Source organism: Streptomyces sp. G7(2002), assembly GCF_028870195.1.
Taxonomy (GTDB): domain Bacteria; phylum Actinomycetota; class Actinomycetes; order Streptomycetales; family Streptomycetaceae; genus Streptomyces; species Streptomyces nigrescens.
On sequence record NZ_CP102609.1, the window covers coordinates 6384963 to 6403279 of the forward strand.

The window sequence follows — 18317 nt, forward strand, 5'->3', positions numbered from 1 at the left end:
AACCCGCCCCCTGGCATAACCGTTGACCGAGCAGATGGTTAATCTGCTTATTCGTCGATCGCGGTCATACAAGGGGTTGGGAGGTCGCTGATGGGTGCGCTCCTCTGGTTGCTGATTCCGGTTGGCGCCGGGCTGGTTGCCGCGGTGTGGAGCAGCTGGGCCCTACGGAATCGCAAGACCGGGGACGTTGCAGAGCTCGCGGGTTATGCCCGGTTCCGGGATGCCATGGAAAAGGAGCATTCCGTTTCCGATCCCGCCTCGGACCCGGTCTGATATTCGCCGTTCGTCCGCGAAAGCCGTCGCCGCCTTTCGGGGTGGCGACGGCGTGCGTGCGGGCCGACCCCGTACGGACGGCCCCGCGGGCCGGTTGTCATACCCGTCCCGTACTGTCGTTCCATGCCACGCCGCACCGCGACGCTGCTCGCCTCGATCCTGATGTTGATCGCGCTGCTCTGCGCAGGGGTGCTGATCCCCGTGCCGTACTCCGAGATGTCTCCGGGGCCGACGGTCAACACTCTTGGTGATCACGACGGCGAGCCGGTGCTGCAGATTTCCCAGCGGAAGACGTATCCGACGACCGGTCACCTCAACATGACCACCGTCCGGGTCACCGGCCCCGACTACCGGATGAACCTCTTCGAGGCGGTGTACGGCTGGCTCGACCACGACAACGCCGTGGTGCCGCACAAGACGCTCTACCCCGAGGGGCAGACGGCCGAGCAGGCCGACCAGGAGAACGCCGAGGAGTTCAGCCAGTCCCAGGAGAGCGCGAAGGCCGCCGCCCTCCGGCAGCTGCACCTCCCGGTCGCCGCCCAGACCGTCGTCGGCTCCGTCGTCAAGGACAAGCCGGCCGACGGACGGCTGCACGCGGGCGATGTGATCAAGGCCGTGGACGGCACGGCGGTCAAGCAGACCGGCGACGTCGCCAAGCTCGTCACCCGGCACAAGCCGGGCGAGAAGGTCGTCTTCTCGATCATCCCCGCCAAGGAAGCCGCCGCGGCGGAGAAGCGCGGCAAGAAGCCCCAGGCCGGTGCGAAGCAGGTCACGATCGCCACGCAGAAGGCGGACGACGGCCGCGCCATCGTGGGCATTCAGGCCGGGGTGGATCACATCTTCCCGTTCCCCATCGACGTCAAGCTGGCCGATGTCGGCGGCCCGAGCGCCGGGCTGATGTTCGCGCTCGGCATCGTCGACAAGCTCACGCCCGGGGACATGACGGGCGGCAAGTTCGTGGCCGGCACGGGCACCATCGACGACAAGGGCAAGGTCGGCCCGATCGGCGGCATCTCGATGAAGACGGTCGGTGCGCGCGACAAGGGCGCGGAGTTCTTCCTGACGCCCAAGGACAACTGCGCCACGGCGGCCAAGGACATCCCGCAGGGGCTCACCCTGGTCAAGGTCGGCACCATAGGCGACGCCGTCAAGGCGCTGGAGAAGATCCGCAAGGGCGACACCGCCGGCCTGCCGAGCTGCAGCCCGGCAGGCCGTTCCTAGGGGGTGACCCGCCAAGCCCCCGGTAGCCGGACGCGTACGGCCCGGCCCGGGGGAGCGGCCCCGACGGCCGTGATCAGGCCTCGAATGTCGCGGCCAGTGCCTCCGCGAGGCCCGGCACCAGTGCCGAGCCGGTGAGGACCTCGGACGTGGAGTCCTTCTCGCGCAGCCGCAGTGCCGACTCGCGGCGTCCGTCCCGCAGCACGGCCACCGTCATCCGGACCTCCTGGCGGTCCGGGTGCTCGGCGACCCACTTGGCGAGCTGCGCCTCGTCCATGCCCGCGGGCTCGGAGTCCTCGGCGGACGGCGGCAGCATCAGCCGCTCGACGGTCAGCGCACAGCCGGTGACGGCATCGGGCCAGGCAATGGTGCCCAGGAACTCGTCGAGCGGGACGCCCGCCGGGATCTCGTCCTGTTCCACGGGGGTCAGGGACGTGGTGGTGGAGTCGTCGATACCGAGCTGGGCGGCGAGCGAGGGCTCCTGCGCACGCAGCTTGGCGGTGTCGACGAGGGCGAACAGTCGGGCCGGCTGATCCCAGCCGAGCCCGGCGCTGTACTCGTCGATCTCGAGTACGGCGCGGGTCAGGGGGTCGGCGGCGAGAGGGGTGCCGTCAACGGGGAGGTTGGTCATGCTCAACATCGTGCCTTGTGTACCCCGGAAAGCGGGAACTGAGTAAAGCCTTCGTAAGTTGCATCGGTGGGTCCTACTATCGCCGGGCCTGCTTCACACGACAGCGAACTTCGAGGTGCGCACCTTGGCTTTCCAGATGCCGGACCGCGGCGGAGGCCCGACAGGGCCACGGATCAGAGTCGGCCGACCATCGCGGCGGATCCGGACCCTGCTCATGACATTGGGTGTGCTGGCCGTATTGGCCATGCTCTTCGTGATGTTTGCAGGGTTTTGGACGGATTGGCTCTGGTATCGATCGGTCAAGTACTCCTCGGTCTTCACGACCACCCTGTGGACCAAGATCGGTCTGTTCTTCTCCTTCGGCGTCCTGATGGCCGTGGCCGTCGGCGTCAACATCTGGCTGGCGCACCGGCTGCGGCCGCCGCTGAGCGCGATGTCCATGGAGCAGCAGAGCCTGGACCGCTACCGGATGAGCATCGCGCCGTTCAAGAAGTGGGCGCTGATCGCGATCACCGCGGTGATCGGTCTGATCGCCGGTGCCTCGGCCTCCGGCGAGTGGCGCACCTGGCTGCAGTGGGTCAATGGCGTGCCCTTCGGCAAGAAGGACCCGCAGTTCGGCATGGACGTCGCGTTCTACGCCTTCGACCTGCCCTGGTACCGCTTCCTGCTGAGCTTCGGCTTCGCCTGCGCGGTGCTGTGTCTGGTCGCCGCGGCGCTGACGCACTACCTCTACGGCGGGCTCCGGCTGACCAGCCCCGGTTCACGGGCGACGGCGGCGGCTACCGGCCATCTGTCGGTGCTGCTGGGCATCTTCGTCTCGCTCAAGGCGATCGCGTACTGGCTCGACCGGTACGGCCTCGCGGTCAAGTCCAGCGGCCTGAAGTCGGCCGACAACTGGACGGGCCTGCGGTATGTCGACGCCAACGCCTATCTCCCGGCGAAGACCATCCTGTTCTTCATCGCGGCGATCTGTGCGGTGCTGTTCTTCGCCACCCTCTGGCGGCGGACCTGGCAGCTGCCGGTGATCGGCTTCGGCCTGATGGTGCTCTCGGCGGTCCTCATCGGCGGGCTGTACCCGGCGATCGTGCAGAAGTTCCAGGTCCAGCCGAACGAGCAGGCCAAGGAAGCGCCGTACATCAAGCAGAACATCAAGGCGACCCGGGATGCGTACGACATCCAGGACTCCGAGGTCACGCCGTACAAGGGCGACTACCAGCCCACCGGTAAGGCGGACAGCCAGCGGTTGCGCGACAACGCCGACACCACGGCCAGCATGCGGCTGCTCGACCCGAACGTGGTCTCGCCGGCCTTCCAGCAACAGCAGCAGGTGCGGGGCTACTACCAGTTCCCCTCCACTCTGGACGTCGACCGCTACAAGGACAAGGACGGTGCCGAGCAGGACACCGTCATCGGTCTGCGTGAGCTGAACATCGCCGGTATCCCCGAGCGCAACTGGATCAACGACCACTTCAAGTACACCCACGGCTACGGCGCGGTCGCCGCCAAGGGGACGGAGGCCGCCGACGGCGGCGGTCCGAAGTACACGGAGTCGGATCTGCCGGCCAAGGGGCAGCTCGGCACCTACCAGCAGCGGGTGTACTACGGCGAGAAGACCTCGCAGTACTCCATCGTCGGCGGTCCGCAGAAGGAACTGGACTACTCCGACGACAGCGGCGAGAAGAGCTACAGCTACCGGGGCAAGAGCGGCGTCAACCTCGGGAACCCGATCAACCGTGCCGCGTACGCGGTGGCGTTCGGGGAGCCGCAGATCCTCTACTCCGGCGCGATCGGCGACGGCTCGCGGATCCTGTACAACCGCACGCCCAAGGAGCGCGTCGAATCCGTCGCCCCCTGGCTGACCATCGACGGCGACGCCTACCCGGCGGTCATAGACGGCCGGATCAAGTGGATCGTCGACGCCTACACCACCAGCAACGGTTATCCGTACGCCTCGCGCACCACGCTCGGGGACAGCACGGCCGATTCGCTCACCGACGGACAGCGGGCGGTGGTGGCCCAGCAGAACCAGGTCAACTACATCCGTAACTCCGTCAAGGCGACGGTGGACGCCTACGACGGTTCGGTCAAGCTCTACCAGTGGGACGAGAAGGACCCGGTCCTCAAGACCTGGATGAAGGCGTTCCCCGACACGGTCGAGAAGAAGAGCGCCATAAGCCCGGCGCTCAAGGAGCATCTGCGCTACCCGCAGGACCTCTTCAAGGTGCAGCGCCAGCTGCTGACCACGTACCACGTCACGGACCCCGGCACCTTCTACACCGGCTCCGAGCGCTGGCAGATCCCGAACGACCCGACGACCAAATCGGGCAACGCCGTACCGCCGTACTACCTGAGCATGAAGATGCCGGACCAGAAGAACCGCGCGTTCTCGCTGACGACGACCTTCACGCCCAACAAGCGCGACAACCTCGGTGCGTTCATGGCAGTAGACGCCAATGCGACCAGTCGCGACTACGGCAAGATCAGATTGCTGAAGCTGCCGTCGGAGACGCCGGTGCCCGGACCGCAGCTGGTGCAGTCGAAGTTCAACTCCGATCCGGTCATCGCCAATGAGCTGAACATCCTCAAGAAGTTCGGCGACTCGGAGATCGAGTACGGCAATCTGCTGACCGTGCCACTGGACGGCGGACTGCTCTATGTCGAACCGGTGTATCTGCGCGGTGCCAACACCAACTACCCGCTCCTGAAGAAGGTGTTGGTCAGCTACGGCGACAACAAGCCCGTCCTGGAGGACTCCCTCAAGGACGCGCTGGATGTGGTCTTCGGCAAGAAGGCGCCCAGTACGGGCACGGAGGAGCCGCCGGGCGGTGGCGACACCGGCCAGCCACCGTCCGACCAGACGGTGCAGCAGGCCCTCGCCGACGCGCAGAAGGCCTACGAGGAGGGCGAGAAGGCGCGCACCTCGGGCGACTGGGCCGGTTACGGCGAGGCCCAGAAGAAGCTGAAGGCCGCGCTGGACCGGGCGGCGAAGGCGTCCGAGAAGGGCAAGCCGGGCAGCTGAGCCGGCCCGCCGTATCTCCTGGCCCTGGTGCCCCCGGTGCGAACCGGCGGCACCAGGGCCGCGTTGGTGCGGGGGCCGTCCGCCACCGTGATACCTTGTGGACACAACGACGCGGGGTGGAGCAGCTCGGTAGCTCGCTGGGCTCATAACCCAGAGGTCGCAGGTTCAAATCCTGTCCCCGCTACTGAAAGCCGAAGGCCTGGATCCTCAAGGATCCGGGCCTTCGTCATGTGTTCAGGTCGATCTTGGCCAAGGCCGGGTCGTACGGCCCATGTGGGGAAGCTGTGTGCTTGAGTTTGACAAGTCGTCGTGTCGGGAAGTCGACAAACCGCTGAAGTGACCTCACTGGCTGCGGTATACCAGGTGTACGCGGGTTACAGGTGATGCGACGATGGGTCTTATGGGGGACAAGGCAAGGTTGTTGGAGACGGACCGGTTTGTGCATGCGCCCGACGACGGGCGCGAATCCGACCTGCAGATGGACGCGATGGAGGCCGCGGAGGCCGTCGAGGCGTCCGATGCCGTGACCGAGACCGGCCACCGCCGGGCCGCCGAGGCGGGCGACACCGCCGCCATGAGCGCGCTCGGCGCGATGCTGCTGCGCCGCGGCGACCTCGACGGCGCCGAGCCGCATCTGCGTTCCGCGGCCGCCGCCGGTGACCGCGCCGCGGCCAACAACCTGGGCGTGCTGCTCCACCAGCGGGGCTACGGGGACGAGGCGGCCGGCTGGTGGCGTATCGCCGCCGTGGGCGGCTCCGCCGCCGCCGCGCACGCCCTCGGGCGCCACTACCGCGAGCGCGGCGACGAGCCGGCCGCCGAGTACTGGCTGCGCCAGTCCGCCGAGTCCGGCCACTGCCTGGGCGCCTACGCCCTCGCCGACCTCCTGGAGCACCGCGGCGACATCGGTGCCGAGCGCTGGTTCCGTACGGCCGCCGAGCGCGGCCACAGGGAGGCCGCGTACCGCCTCGCCCGGCTCATCGAGGACGGGCGCGACACGGACCACCGCGCGGTCCCCGCGTACGGGGAGCTGAACCAGCAGGAGGAGGCCGAGCAGTGGTACCGCCAGGCCGCCGCGCGGGGCCACCGGCGGGCCGCGCTGCAGCTGGGCGCGCTGCTGGAGGAGCGCGGTGACGTCCAGGAGGCCGGGCGCTGGTACCTGTCCGCCGCCAAGGACGGAGAGCCGCGCGCCGCCTGTGCGCTGGGCTTCCTGCTGCGTGACGCGGGGGACGAGGAGAGCGCCGCCGAATGGTGGCGGCGCGCCGCCCAGGACGGCGATGGCAACGCTGCCAACGCGCTCGGTGCGCTGCACGCCGACCGTGGTGAGCTGCAGACCGCCGAGCGCTGGTACCGCGCCGCGCTGGACGCCGGGGACGTCAACGGCGCCTACAACATCGGGCTTCTCTGCGCCGAGCAGGGCCGGGAGGGGCGCGGTGAGCAGTGGTACCGCCGGGCCGCCTACGCCGGACACCGTGAGGCCGCCAACGCGCTGGCCATCCTGCTGCTGCAGCGCGGCGACGCCTCGGGGGCCGAGCCGTGGTTCTCCAAGGCGGCCGAGGCGGGCAGTGTGGACGCCGCGTTCAACCTCGGCATCCTCTTCGCCGGGCGCGGCGAGGAGCGCATGGCGCACACCTGGTACGAGCGGGCGGCCGCGGCCGGGCACACCGAGGCGGCGCTGCAGGTCGCCATCGTGCAGCTGCGGGACGGTGAGCTGCAGGACGCGGAGCGGAATCTGCGCTGTGCGGCCGGTGGCGGCAGCGCCGAGGCGGCCTTCCGGCTCGCCGACCTCCTCGACCGCAAGGCGACGGCCGCGGGCGAGGGGCTCGCGGACAGCGATCGCGCGGCGGACGACGAGAGCATGCAGTGGTACGAGCGGGCCGCGCGCCAGGGGCACCGTCGCGCCCAGGTCCGGGTTGGCATGTTCGCGGCGGCTCGCGGCGAGGTCGTCGAGGCGGCCGAGTGGTACCGCGCGGCGGCCGAGGCCGGCAGCCGTAACGGCGCCTTCAACCTCGGGCTGCTGCTGGCCCGTGAGGGCAGCCTCCCGGAGGCCGCCCTGTGGTGGCAGCGTGCCGCCGAGGAGGGGCACGGCCGGGCGGCTCTCCGGCTGGCGCTGCTCGCCGCCCGGCGTGGTGCGCTGGCGGAGGCGCAGAGCTGGTGCGCGCGCGCCGTGGAGCAGGGGCCGCCGGAGGTGGCGGAGCGTGCGGCGCGGCTGCGGACGGCGCTCCAGGAGGAGCTCAGTGCGTAAGACGCGGCAGTTCCGGAAGCCCGGGGCCGGGCCCACAGGGCCGGGTTCCGGGCCCCGCGGAAGGAATTTGCGCTGGTCGTCGGGCCGGGGTTAAAGTGTGGACACAACGACGCGGGGTGGAGCAGCTCGGTAGCTCGCTGGGCTCATAACCCAGAGGTCGCAGGTTCAAATCCTGTCCCCGCTACTGAAGGACGAAGGCCCGGATTCTTTGAGAATCCGGGCCTTCGTCGTGCTTACTTCCTGAGCCGGTGGCCGACCGCCTCCGCGTACAGGCTGCGGTCGACGAGCCGGTCCTCCGGCAGTGGCGCCCCTTTGGTGACGCCGGCGTCGCGGTAGGCCTTCTGGAGCCGGTCCGTGGTGCCCTTTCTGATCTCCCAGTCCATGCGGAGCGAGGGCACCGAGGTCAGGATCTTCCCGTCGACGTCCAGCAGCTTCGCGAGCTCGGCGGCGAAGGCCTTGTCGGCCTTGTAGTCGCCGGCGAAGTACGTGTTGACCGTGCGGAGGTAGGCGCGCAGGAAGGCGACGCCGGCGTCCGGGTCCTGCTGGAGCAGATTCGGGCCGTAGAGGGCGCCGCCGAGCGGTTCGCCCCGGGGCTGGCCGCCGAGGAAGGCGTATCTGCTGTCGCCGTCGACCCGCCGCCAGACCGGATCGAGCAGCCAGGCGGAGTCGACCCCGCCGCCGGTCAGGGCGGTCAGTACGTCCGAGGAGCCGAGTTGCTGGAAGGCGACGGAGTCCAGGCGGGCGCCGTGACCGGCGAAGGTCCGGGTCATCGGGTACATGATCACGGAGCCTTTCCCGATCATGGTGCCCAGCTTCGCTCCCTCCAGGGAGACCGAGGCGGCGCTCTCGCCGCTCTTCAGGCGCACCCACAGGCCGCTCCTGGACCTCGGGTCGGGGGAGAAGTTGCCGGCCACCCAGCGGATGTCGAAGCCGCCGTGGACGCCGTTGACGACGGCGGCCTCGGGGGCCGCCCACAGGGCGTCCAGTTCGCCCTTGGCCAGCAGCGGCAGCGCCTCCGGGGTGGGCAGGACCTTCAGCCGGACGTCCAGGCCCTCCTTCTCGAACTCGCCCCTGGCGAGGGCCAGCCGCAGCGGGGCCACGTACTCGGCGCTGAGGGTGCCGGTGGCGACCGTGAGCGTGCGGCGTTCGGTGAGGCGGCGCGGGGCCGGGGTGCCCTTGTCGCAGCGGGCCGGTGCGCGGTCCGGGGCGAGGCCGGCGGGGTCGGTCCAGGAGGCCGTGCCGCAGCCCGCCACGGGCTTGACGGTGCGGGGCCGGGCGGCGGACGGGCCGGTCTCGGGGGCGGCGCAGCCCGCGCCGAGGGCGAGTGCGGCGATCAGCGCGGCAGTGGTGGTGCGGATGCGCATGGGACCTCCGTACGGGGGGCGTCCGGTCGGACGGGGCGGTGCGGGATCAGCTGCGGGGCCGGCCGCGGTCGCGGGGGGCCCATGGGGTGAGGAAGCGCCCGGCCAGCCGCACCAGCTCGGAGAAGAGCACGCCGAGTACGGCCACACAGACGATGCCGACGAACATCACGTCGTTCTGGAACAGGGCGCGGGAGTCGAAGATCAGATGCCCGAGGCCGTCGGTGGCGGCGATCTGTTCCGAGGCGACGATGACCAGGACGGCCACGCCCGCGGCGATCCGGGCGCCCACGAGGACGGCGGGCAGGGAGGCGGGCAGCAGGACGTGCCGGAACATCTGCCAGGGGCCCGCGCCGAAGACCTGGCCCGCGTCGCGGTGGCCGGAGGGGATGGCCAGCACCGCCGCCATGGTCGAAATCCAGACGAAGAAGAAGACGGTGGTGGCGACGAGGGCGACCTGCGGGCCCTCGCCGAGCCCGAACATGTTGAGGAAGACCGGCAGCAGGGCCAGCTTGGGGACCACGTACAGGGCGTCCAGGAGGGGTTCGAGGGCGGCCCGTACGAGAGACAGCGAGCCCATCAGCAGGCCCAGGAGATAGCCGGTGACGGTCCCGACGGCGTAGCCGGCCAGGACGCGCCGGAGCGTGGCCCACACGTCCGGCCACAGCTCGCCGGCCAGGGCGCGGTCCCAGCCGTCGGCCAGGATCGTCGACGGTGCGGGGTAGATGCGGTCGTCGAGCCAGGCCCGGTCGGCGGCCAGCTGCCACAGCAGGACGAGCAGCAGCGGAACGGCGACGGCGAGCGAGATCTCCAGGGTGCGCCGGCGGCGGTGGGTGCGCCCGGGGCGCAGTTCCCGGGGGCCGGGGCGGCGGACGAGGAGGCGGTCGGCCGCGGCGGGCCGGTCGTCCTCGTGGCCGGGCCGGGGGAGGGCACTGGTCATGCGGGGGCGGCCCCCTCGGTGGTCCGGTGTGCCGGGCTGTTCCGGTCGACCTCGTCGCGCAGCAGCTGCCACAACTCGGCCTTCAGGGCGGTGAATTCGGGGGTGGCGCGGACGTCGCCGGTGCGGGGGCGGCCGAACGGCGGGCGGCGTTCGGCGATGATCCGGCCGGGGCGGGCGGACATCACCAGGACCCGGTCGCCGAGTACCAGTGCCTCTTCGAGGCTGTGGGTGATGAAGAGGGTGGTGGTGCGGGTGGTCTGGGTGAGGTCGAGCAGTTCGTCCTGGAGGACGGTGCGCAGCTGGGCGTCGAGGGCCGCGAACGGCTCGTCCATCAGCAGGATCCCGGGCTCCACGGCGAGTGCGCGGGCGAGGGCGACGCGCTGGCGCATCCCGCCGGAGAGCGTGGCCGGGTAGGCCCCGGCGAAGTCGGCGAGCCCCATCCGGGCCAGCCAGGAGCGGGCCCGTTCGTCGGCCTCCTTACGGGGCACGCGCTGGAGGTCGAGGCCGAAGCGGACGTTGCCCAGCACGGTCTTCCAGTCGTAGATGCCATAGTCCTGGAAGATCATCGCGGCCGGGCGGCCGGCGCTCACCCGGAGTTCCAGCTCGCCCTCGCTGGGGCGCAGCAGCCCGGCGGCGATGCGCAGCAGGGTCGACTTCCCGCATCCGGAGGGGCCGACGACACAGACGCACTCACCGGGCGCGATCTCGGCGTCGACGGGGCCGAGGGCGGCCAGCGCCTTGCTGCCGCGGCCGAACGAGCGGGCCAGGGCGCGGGCGCGCAGGGCCGGTGGTGTGGACGGGGCGGCGGGTGGGCGGTGCGCTGCGGAGGAAGGGTGCGGCTCTCCCACGGGGTGCTCCTTGCGGAGTGCGGACAGGGTGCCGCCGTGGTGCGGGGCCCGGGCCCGGTGGCGCCCGGTGGCCGGAAAGCGCGGCGCGCCGACGATATGACGGGGCGTCAGATTCGGGCAAGGGGCGTGCGGGCATGGGTGTGCGGTGTGTGCAGGTGTGGTGGTGCGGTGACGAGGGCGCGGGCGACGGGCCGGCCGGGTACGCGAAGGAGCCCGCGGCCGGGTGGGCGCGGGCTCGATGCGGTGTACGGAGTGGTCCGGTGCGGGAGCGGCCCGGACGGGGGCCGGCTTCCCCGGGCGTCAGGACGGGGCGCTGCAGTTGGGGCAGATGCCCCGGTAGGTCACGGTGACCTCGGAGACCTGGAAGCCGTAGCGCTCCGGCTCGGGCAGTGCGGAGAGCGGGTCGCCCTGGAGGTGGACGTCGCGGATCGTGCCGCACTGCGAGCAGATGAGGTGCTGGTGGTCGTGGTGGGCGTTCGGGTCGTAGCGCTTGGCCCGGCCGTCGGTGCTCACCTCGATCACCTCGCCGAGCGACACCAGCTCGCCCAGGGTGTTGTAGACCGTCGCGCGGGAGATCTCGGGGAGCCGGTCGGTTGCCAGTGCGTGCACTTCATCGGCGGTGTAGTGGACGTGGTCCCCGTCGAGGACCTCGGCGACGACGCGTCGCTGCGCGGTCAGCCGCCAGCCGCGTCCCCGGAGCCGTTCAAGCAGGTCACTCATGCCATTCACCTATCAGTCAGATAGACCCAGGGTAGCAGCGGTCGTCCATCACCGGATCGTGTACGAGTTTCGCTCTCTTCTTGACTTAGACAATGTCCAATGTAGGATCGTGACCGGCGCAAGCCAAGGGCAGGTGTAGAAGACTTCAGGAGGCGCACGTGTCGGTAGAGAGCATCACTGGACCGCTGACCACGGAGTCCGGGGCTCCGGTCGGGGACAATCAGAACAGCGAGACGGCCGGCATCGGCGGACCCGGCCTCATCCAGGACCAGCTCCTGATCGAGAAGCTCGCGCACTTCAACCGCGAGCGCATCCCGGAGCGCATCGTGCACGCCCGTGGCGCCGGTGCGTACGGCACCTTCACGGTGACCGCGGATGTGACCAAGTACACCCGCGCGAAGTTCCTCTCCGAGGTCGGCAAGCAGACCGAGACCTTCCTGCGCTTCTCCACCGTCGCGGGCAACCTCGGCTCGGCCGACGCGGTGCGTGACCCGCGCGGCTTCGCGCTGAAGTTCTACACCGAAGAGGGCAACTACGACCTCGTCGGCAACAACACCCCGGTGTTCTTCATCAAGGACGCCATCAAGTTCCCGGACTTCATCCACACCCAGAAGCGCGACCCGTACACCGGCTCGCAGGAGGCGGACAACGTCTGGGACTTCTGGGGTCTGTCGCCCGAGGCCACCCACCAGGTCACCTGGCTCTTCGGTGACCGCGGCATCCCCGCCTCCTACCGCCACATGAACGGCTACGGCTCGCACACCTTCCAGTGGAACAACGAGGCCGGTGAGGTCTTCTGGGTCAAGTACCACTTCAAGACCGACCAGGGCATCAAGAACCTCACGACCTCCGAGGCCGCGGAGACCTCCGGTCTCGACCCGGACAGCCACCAGCGCGACCTGCGGGAGTCCATCGAGCGCGGCGACTTCCCGAGCTGGACCGTCCAGGTGCAGATCATGCCCGCGGCCGAGGCGGCCAACTACCGCTTCAACCCCTTCGATCTGACCAAGGTCTGGCCGCACGAGGACTACCCGCCGATCGAGATCGGCAAGCTGGAGCTCAACCGCAACCCGCAGAACATCTTCGCCGAGGTCGAGCAGTCGGTCTTCTCCCCGCACCACTTCGTGCCGGGCATCGGTCCGTCCCCCGACAAGATGCTCCAGGGCCGTCTGTTCGCGTACGGCGACGCGCACCGCTACCGCGTCGGCATCAACGCCGACCACCTGCCGGTGAACCGCCCGCACGCCACCGAGGCGCGCAGCCACGGCCGGGACGGTGTGCTCTACGACGGCCGTCACGGCGGCCAGAAGAACTACGAGCCCAACAGCTTCGGCGGCCCCGTCGAAACCGGCCGGCCCCTGTGGCAGCCGGTCGCCGTGACCGGCCCCACCGGTGAGCAGGCCGCGCCCTCGCACGCCGAGGACGACGACTTCGTCCAGGCCGGCAACCTCTACCGGCTGATGGCGGAGGACGAGAAGGAGCGCCTGATCGACAACCTGGCGGGCTTCATCTCCCAGGTCTCCCGCGACGACATCGCCCAGCGGGCGATCGAGAACTTCCGCAAGGCGGACGCGGACTACGGCAAGCGGCTGGAAGCCGCGGTCCAGGCCCTGCGCGGCTGAGGCTGCCTTTGCGGCTAAACCGCCGCCGCTCTCGCGGAGGTGGTTGCGCGCCGTGGGGGTTGCTCAATTGTCGCTTGCCGTACAAAGCGAAGAGGCCGGATGCCAGTGGGCTTCGGCCTCTTCGTGCGGGTGGCTCCGGGGAGTTCGTGCCCGGAGCCGTTCGTGGTTCAGGCGGGGACGGGGCGGGCCCGCTCCGTGGTGGCCGACCAGCAGCGGATGATGTCGCGTACGGAGACCACACCGACCGGTTCCTGGTCGTTGAGCACGATCAGATGGCGGAAGCCGCCGCGCACCATGGCGTCCGCGGCATCGTCCAGGGTCCAGTCCGGAGCGGCGAAGACCACGTCCGGGGTGGTGTGGGTCTGGGCGGTCTCCCGGTCGGGGTTCTCGCCCGCGCCGAGGGAATTGAGGATGTCGCGTTCGGTGAGGATGCCGATGCCACAGGTGTCGCTGTCGAGGACCACGGCCGCGCCGATGCGGCGGGCCGCCATCAGCTGTGCCGCCTGGCGGAGGGTGTGAGCGGGCCCGATGGTGAGGACCACGGTGCTCATGGCGTCTTTGACGTACATGGGCATGGAGTGGAGCCACCTCCTTGGTGAATGTGCTTGCGAAGGGATTCACAAGTTCACAAAGTGGGGGATTCTCATGTTCACATGCCTCCGCCGATGCAACAAGGGGCAGTTGTTGGACGGTTGTCCGATTACGCGCCCCGCCGCAGGTCAGTGCGGGGAGTCGCCGAGATAACCCAGCAGATCCTCGTGCAGCAGACCGTTCGAGGCCGCCGCGTTGCCGCTGTGCGGGCCCGGCTTGCCGTCCAGTCCGGAGAACTGACCGCCGGCCTCCTTCACGACCACCGCACAGGCCGCCATGTCCCACAGCGACAGCTCCGGCTCCGCGCAGATGTCCACCGCACCCTCGGCGATCATCATGTACGGCCAGAAGTCGCCATAGGCCCGGGTGCGCCAGCAGTCCCGGCTCAGATCGAGGAAGCTGGGCAGCTTGCCGCGCTCCTCCCAGCCGGTCAGCGAGGAGTACGCGAACGAGGCGTCCTGGATGCGGCCGACCTTGGAGACCTGCAGCCGGGTCGCGGAGGTCAGACTGCGGCCGGTGAAGGCCCCCAGGCCGTCGGCGGCCCACCAGCGGCGGTTGAGCGCCGGTGCCGAGACGATGCCGACCACCGGGCGGTCACCGCCCTCCCCGCGCTCCATCAGGGCGATCAGCGTCGCCCAGACCGGCACCCCGCGCACATAGTTCTTCGTGCCGTCGATCGGGTCGATGATCCAGCGGCGCGGCCCCGCGCCCTCGCTGCCGAACTCCTCGCCGAGCACCGCGTCCCGTGGCCGGGCGCGCTGGAGCTGGCCGCGGATCAGTTCTTCGGCGGCCTTGTCCGCCTCACTCACCGGTGTCATGTCCGGTTTGGTCTCGACCTTGAGGTCGAGTGCCTTGAAGCGCTCCATGGTGGCGGCGTCCGCGGCGTCCGCGAGAACATGGCCGAGGCGAAGATCATCGTGATAGTCGGGCATGTGCGAACAGTATCCATTGGTATACGCCGGAGCCACACGGCCGTGTGCCGCCCGGCGTGTGGCGGCCCGCGCGGCGCCGGTGAGCGCCTGCTGCGACGACCCTTGACAGCATCTGGCGGTGCGTCAATTCTGTGCGCACACCGGCTACCCGGGGCCGGCGGCCGGGGAGGCGACGGATGCCCGCAGCGCGTGAATCCTTGCTGGACGCCGCCTACACGGCGCTGACGGAACGGGCCTGGACGGCCGTGCGGATGGTCGATGTCGCGGCCGCGGCCGGGGTCTCCCGGCAGACGCTCTACAACGAGTTCGGCAGCAAGGAGGGGCTGGCCCGGGCCCTCGTCCGCCGGGAGACCGACAACTACCTCGCCGGGGTCGCAAGGGCGCTGTCCCAGGGCTCGCCGGCCGCCGGCACCAGGGGCGACGCGGCGGGCCGGGTGGCGGCCGCGGCCGCCTGGACGCTGCGGACCGCACGCGCCAACCCCCTGGTCAGGGCCGCACTGACCGGCTGCTGGAACGACCGGCTGCCGGCCCCCTCACCGGCCGCCGCCGACACCGCGCCGCTCCGGGCCGCCCGGCCCGGTATCCCCGCGCAGCGCGCCGCGTCGCCCGGCGACGGACCGCTGCCCGGGCCCGCCGAGCTCGTCGGACGGTTCTGCGATCAGGCGGTCGCGGCGCTGGAGCCCGACTGGCCCGAGGAACAGCTGCCCGCCCTGGGCGCCGCCTGCGAGACCGCGGCGCGGCTGACCCTGGCCTGTGTGGTCGCCCCGGTGACACCGGGCGCGGCGCCGTCCCCGGGCCGCGTACCGGCACCGCGGTCGCGCCGGGAGCTGGAGACGGAGGCGGTCTCCCGGCTCGTACGGGGCGCCTTCGCCCGGGTGCCGGCCGACGCGCGGCCGGGGGAGCGCCGCTGACGAGGTGTCACGGCCGCGCAGGCGGACGGCCGGGGTGGTGCGCGGGGCGCCGGCTCAGTGCGCCGCCCCCGACAGCTGGAGCCCGACCACCCCGACGATGACCATCGTGATGGAGACGATCTTCAGGGTGGAGACCACGTCGCCGAGGAAGACCATGCCGTAGATCGCCGTACCGGCCGCGCCGATGCCGGTCCACACCGCATACGCAGGGCCGACGTCGAGCTTGCGCAGCGCCAGCGTCAGCAGACCGAAACTGCCGAGGGCGAAGGCCGCGAACGCGATGGTCGGGAACAGCCGGGTGAAGCCGTGCGAAAGCTTGAGGCAGACCGCGAACCCGGTCTCCAGGATCCCCGCCACCACGACCAGCAGCCACGCCATGTCCCATTGCCTCCGTCAGCTAGGGCCTGTCCCGGGCGGGCGACGACGGGGCGTCAGAAACACTCCCCAAGGCCCCGTCCGGGCGATGCGGGCCCGACGGACCACAGCGCCGACCTCGGTGTGATTATGCCTTTACCTCGGACGGACGGTGGCAAACTTCGGCGATCAGTCGCCCTCGCGTCGCTCACGGGTGGCCAGGAGGCGGCGCAGGGAGTAGAGGCGGGCCGGATCGGCGTGGCCGTCGGTGACCCACTGGTCCAGCGCACAGTCCGGTTCGTCGTGGCTGCAGGCGCGCGGGCAGTCCGCGGTGCCCGGCTCCAGATCCGGGAAGGCGTGGATGACCCGGGACGGGTCGACGTGATGCAGCCCGAAGGACCGGACGCCGGGGGTGTCGATGACCCAGCCCGAGTCGTCGGGCAGCGGCAGCGCCAGCGCGGAGGTGGTGGTGTGCCGCCCGCGGCCGGTGACCGCGTTGACATGGCCGATGGCCCGGCGGCGCTCCGGGACCAGGGAGTTGACCAGGGTGGTCTTGCCCACCCCGGAGTGCCCGACGAAAGCCGTCATACGGCCCGTCAGCGCCGCCCTGACCCGCTCGGCGGCGCTGCCGTCGGCGAGTTCGTCGCGGTTGGTGACGAGGTAGGGGACGCCGAGCGCGCCGTAGGACTCCAGCAGGGTGTCCGCGGAGGCAAGATCGGACTTGGTCAGCACCAGCAGCGGGTCGAGGCCCGCGTCGTAGGCGGCGACCAGACAGCGGTCGATGAGCCGGGGGCGCGGCTCGGGGTCGGCGAGCGCGGTGACGATCGCGAGCTGGTCGGCGTTGGCGACCACGACCCGCTCGAACGGGTCGTCGTCGTCGGCCGTACGGCGCAGTGTCGAGGAGCGCGGCTCGACCCGGACGATCCGGGCGAGGGTGTCCTTGGCGCCGGTCAGATCGCCCACGACGGCGACCCGGTCGCCGACCACCGCGCTCTTGCGGCCCAGTTCGCGTGCCTTCATCGCGGTGACCGTACGGCCCTCGATGAGGCAGGTCAGCCGGCCGCGGTCGACGGTCAGGACCAGACCCTCGCCGGCGTCCTCGTGCTTGGGCCGGATGTTGGTGCGGGGGCGGTTGCCCTTGGGGTTGGGGCGGACGCGGATGTCGTCCTCGTCGGGGTTCTTTCCGTAGCGGCGCATGGCGGCGTCAGCCCTCAGCCTCTCCGGGCGGGTACGGCCGCCGGGTCGAGCATGTCCGTCCACATCGCGGGGAAGTCGGGCAGCGTCTTGGCGGTGGTGGCCACGTTCTCCACCCGCACACCGTCGACGGCCAGGCCGATGATCGCCGCGGCGGTGGCCAGCCGGTGGTCCTCGTAGGTGTGGAAGACCCCGCCGTGCAGCGGGCGCGGCCGGATGTGCAGACCGTCCGCGGTCTCGGTGACATCGCCGCCGAGCTCGTTGAGCTCCTTGGTGAGCGCGGCCAGCCGGTCGGTCTCGTGCAGCCGGAGGTGCGCCACCCCGCGCAGCGTGGAGGGGGAGTCGGCCAGCGCGGCGACCGCGGCGATGCCGGGGGTCAGCTCGCCGACCTCGCTCAGGTCGACGTCGATGCCGTGGATCCGGCCGCTGCCGGTGAAGGTCAGCCCCCGGTCGGTCAGCTCGCAGGAGCCGCCCATGGTGGTGAAGATCTCGCGCAGTGCGTCACCGGGCTGGGTGGTGTGCTCGGGCCAGTCCGGGATGGTGACCCGGCCGCCGGTGACCAGCGCCGCGGCCAGGAACGGCTGGGCGTTCGACAGGTCCGGCTCGACGACCAGATCGCGGCCGAGCAGGGCGCCCGGGGTGACCCGCCAGACGTTGGGCTCGCCGCCCGCCTCGGGGGTGTCCACCTGCGCGCCGACGCTGCGCAGCATGTCGACGGTCATCCGGATGTGCGGCATGGAGGGCAGCGCCGCGCCCACGTGCCGGACCTCGACGCCCTGGTTGAAGCGCGGCGCGGACAGCAGCAGCGCGCTGACGAACTGGGAGGAGGAGGACGCGTCGATCTCGACCCGGCCGCCGTCCAGGCCGCCGCTGCCGAAGACCGTCATGGGCAGCGCGCCGCGGTTGTCGTCGTCGATCCGGGCACCCAGGGCGCGCAGCGCGTCGATCACGCCGCCGAGCGGACGCTCGTAGGAGCGCGGGTCGCCGTCGAAGCGGATCGGGCCGTCGGCGAGCGCGGCGACCGGCGGCAGGAAGCGCATGACCGTTCCTGCGTTGCCGACGTCGATGGTGGCCGGGCCGTGCAGCCCTGCCGGGATCACCCGCCAGGCCTCCCCGCCGCCGGGCAGCCCGGCGGTGTCCGTGGAACCGGCCGAGCTGGAGGAGGCGGTCTCCTCGATGCCGACGCCCAGGGTGCGCAGCGCCTCGGCCATCAGGAGCGTGTCACGGGAGCGCAGCGGCCGGCGCAGCCAGCCGGGCTCGGCGGAGAGGGCGGCCAGGACCAGGCCGCGGTTGGTGACCGATTTGGAGCCGGGCACGGTGACGGTGGCATCGACGGCCCCCGGGGCGAGGGGGGCGGGCCACAGGGCGGGGTGAGTGGGGCTCTCGGTCATGCCCTTACTTTAATGGCTGGGCAAGGGTGCCGATCTTGATCAAAAGCGGCGCAACCCCTGTGAAACATGG

The 18317-nt window shown here is 70.8% G+C and carries 16 protein-coding genes and 2 tRNA genes; 8 read left to right on the forward strand and 10 right to left on the reverse strand.

Annotation, left to right across the window (positions count from 1 at the left end):
- Positions 1-90: 90 nt before the first annotated feature.
- Both NUT86_RS27255 and NUT86_RS27260 read left to right on the forward strand, forming a co-directional pair.
- A complete protein-coding gene (locus tag NUT86_RS27255) occupies positions 91-273 on the forward strand; it encodes a hypothetical protein (RefSeq protein WP_018089462.1) in 183 nt (60 codons plus the stop codon).
- 123 nt (positions 274-396) lie between these two features.
- A complete protein-coding gene (locus NUT86_RS27260) occupies positions 397-1494 on the forward strand; it encodes a YlbL family protein (RefSeq protein ID WP_018089463.1) in 1098 nt (365 codons plus the stop codon).
- Positions 1495-1567: 73 nt separating this feature from the next.
- Here NUT86_RS27260 and NUT86_RS27265 read toward each other — a convergent pair whose 3' ends face one another.
- Entirely contained in the window at positions 1568-2122 is a 555-nt protein-coding gene (locus NUT86_RS27265) for a PPA1309 family protein (protein ID WP_018089464.1), read from the reverse strand.
- 214 nt (positions 2123-2336) lie between these two features.
- On the opposite strand from NUT86_RS27265, the gene NUT86_RS27270 reads away from it, so the two are divergent.
- The 4 genes from NUT86_RS27270 to NUT86_RS27285 all read left to right on the forward strand — a co-directional run bounded on the left by NUT86_RS27270 (position 2337) and on the right by NUT86_RS27285 (position 7567).
- Positions 2337-5141: a UPF0182 family membrane protein gene (locus tag NUT86_RS27270; RefSeq protein WP_026169604.1), complete on the forward strand. Its 2805-nt coding sequence runs from the start codon at positions 2337-2339 to the stop codon at positions 5139-5141.
- Positions 5142-5251: 110 nt separating this feature from the next.
- A tRNA-Met gene (locus NUT86_RS27275) sits at positions 5252-5325 on the forward strand.
- A gap of 207 nt (positions 5326-5532) precedes the next feature.
- Entirely contained in the window at positions 5533-7383 is a 1851-nt protein-coding gene (locus NUT86_RS27280) for a tetratricopeptide repeat protein (protein ID WP_274738048.1), read from the forward strand.
- A gap of 110 nt (positions 7384-7493) precedes the next feature.
- Positions 7494-7567: transfer RNA gene (locus tag NUT86_RS27285), tRNA-Met, on the forward strand.
- A 49-nt stretch (positions 7568-7616) separates the two neighbouring features.
- On the opposite strand, the gene NUT86_RS27290 is transcribed toward NUT86_RS27285, so the two are convergent.
- The 4 genes from NUT86_RS27290 to NUT86_RS27305 all read right to left on the reverse strand — a co-directional run bounded on the left by NUT86_RS27290 (position 7617) and on the right by NUT86_RS27305 (position 11252).
- Complete coding sequence (locus tag NUT86_RS27290; protein WP_274738049.1) at positions 7617-8747, reverse strand: ABC transporter substrate-binding protein; 1131 nt, start codon at positions 8745-8747, stop codon at positions 7617-7619.
- A gap of 46 nt (positions 8748-8793) precedes the next feature.
- Positions 8794-9684 (reverse strand): ABC transporter permease, encoded by an 891-nt coding sequence (locus tag NUT86_RS27295; protein ID WP_274738051.1) that lies wholly within the window; start codon positions 9682-9684, stop codon positions 8794-8796.
- A complete protein-coding gene (locus NUT86_RS27300; RefSeq protein ID WP_371874823.1) occupies positions 9681-10532 on the reverse strand; it encodes an ABC transporter ATP-binding protein in 852 nt (283 codons plus the stop codon). Before NUT86_RS27300 ends, NUT86_RS27295 begins: the two co-directional genes overlap by 4 nt.
- A 300-nt stretch (positions 10533-10832) precedes the next feature.
- The gene (locus tag NUT86_RS27305; RefSeq protein WP_127152948.1) at positions 10833-11252 is read right to left on the reverse strand and encodes a Fur family transcriptional regulator; all 420 of its coding nucleotides are present in this window, start codon (positions 11250-11252) and stop codon (positions 10833-10835) included.
- A gap of 158 nt (positions 11253-11410) precedes the next feature.
- Here NUT86_RS27305 and NUT86_RS27310 point away from each other — a divergent pair, with 158 nt between their 5' ends.
- Complete coding sequence (locus tag NUT86_RS27310; protein ID WP_018089471.1) at positions 11411-12874, forward strand: catalase; 1464 nt, start codon at positions 11411-11413, stop codon at positions 12872-12874.
- A gap of 167 nt (positions 12875-13041) precedes the next feature.
- Here the strand turns inward: NUT86_RS27310 and NUT86_RS27315 are convergent, their stop codons facing one another.
- Positions 13042-13443, reverse strand: coding sequence for a CBS domain-containing protein (locus tag NUT86_RS27315; protein WP_018089472.1), 402 nt, complete (start codon positions 13441-13443; stop codon positions 13042-13044).
- 150 nt (positions 13444-13593) lie between these two features.
- The gene (hisN, locus tag NUT86_RS27320) at positions 13594-14397 is read right to left on the reverse strand and encodes a histidinol-phosphatase (RefSeq protein ID WP_274738055.1); all 804 of its coding nucleotides are present in this window, start codon (positions 14395-14397) and stop codon (positions 13594-13596) included.
- A gap of 176 nt (positions 14398-14573) precedes the next feature.
- On the opposite strand from hisN, the gene NUT86_RS27325 reads away from it, so the two are divergent.
- A complete protein-coding gene (locus NUT86_RS27325; RefSeq protein ID WP_274738057.1) occupies positions 14574-15308 on the forward strand; it encodes a TetR/AcrR family transcriptional regulator in 735 nt (244 codons plus the stop codon).
- A gap of 54 nt (positions 15309-15362) precedes the next feature.
- On the opposite strand, the gene NUT86_RS27330 is transcribed toward NUT86_RS27325, so the two are convergent.
- The 3 genes from NUT86_RS27330 to aroA form a co-directional block, all read right to left on the reverse strand.
- On the reverse strand, positions 15363-15686 hold the full coding sequence (locus NUT86_RS27330; RefSeq protein WP_018089475.1) for a DMT family transporter: 324 nt from the start codon (positions 15684-15686) through the stop codon (positions 15363-15365).
- 165 nt (positions 15687-15851) lie between these two features.
- Complete coding sequence (gene rsgA / locus NUT86_RS27335) at positions 15852-16859, reverse strand: ribosome small subunit-dependent GTPase A (RefSeq protein ID WP_018089476.1); 1008 nt, start codon at positions 16857-16859, stop codon at positions 15852-15854.
- A gap of 14 nt (positions 16860-16873) precedes the next feature.
- On the reverse strand, positions 16874-18247 hold the full coding sequence (gene aroA / locus NUT86_RS27340; RefSeq protein WP_093643092.1) for a 3-phosphoshikimate 1-carboxyvinyltransferase: 1374 nt from the start codon (positions 18245-18247) through the stop codon (positions 16874-16876).
- Positions 18248-18317 lie beyond the last annotated feature (70 nt).